General features: G+C 50.6%; 1 protein-coding gene. It reads right to left on the reverse strand.

The features are described 5' to 3' along the window. Positions 1 to 58: 58 nt before the first annotated feature. On the reverse strand, positions 59 to 336 hold a 278-nt coding region (locus EN807_RS33645), incomplete at its 5' end, for a nucleotidyltransferase domain-containing protein (RefSeq protein WP_135938026.1).

Consider the following 336-nt stretch of genomic DNA (forward strand, 5'->3'; position numbering starts at 1 on the left):
TCATATTCGGACAGCGATGGGGGCTCACTTTTCATCAGCCCAATCTTTACGAGGTTGTCTAGTTCTTGCTTGCCCACGCTTGTAAATCTTTCTCCGAGCCGATGAGGAAAATCTTTGGAAGCGTACTTACCTTTCGGACAAACGACCCTTTCTGCGACGCCTTTCGTTGCCATTCCTCCGGCGACAGAAATGTCGGACTGACCTTTCGGCCTAGTCTCAGTTCCGCGTTTTGTGCGGCTGAATAAAGGTCAGAGAGGTTCAGGTTATCGCCGACCACCATCAAATCGATATCGCTGCGTTCTGTGTCCGTGCCTTTGGCGAATGAACCATACACGA

This window comes from Mesorhizobium sp. M5C.F.Ca.ET.164.01.1.1 (genome assembly GCF_004792125.1).
In the GTDB taxonomy this organism is placed as follows: domain Bacteria; phylum Pseudomonadota; class Alphaproteobacteria; order Rhizobiales; family Rhizobiaceae; genus Mesorhizobium; species Mesorhizobium wenxiniae.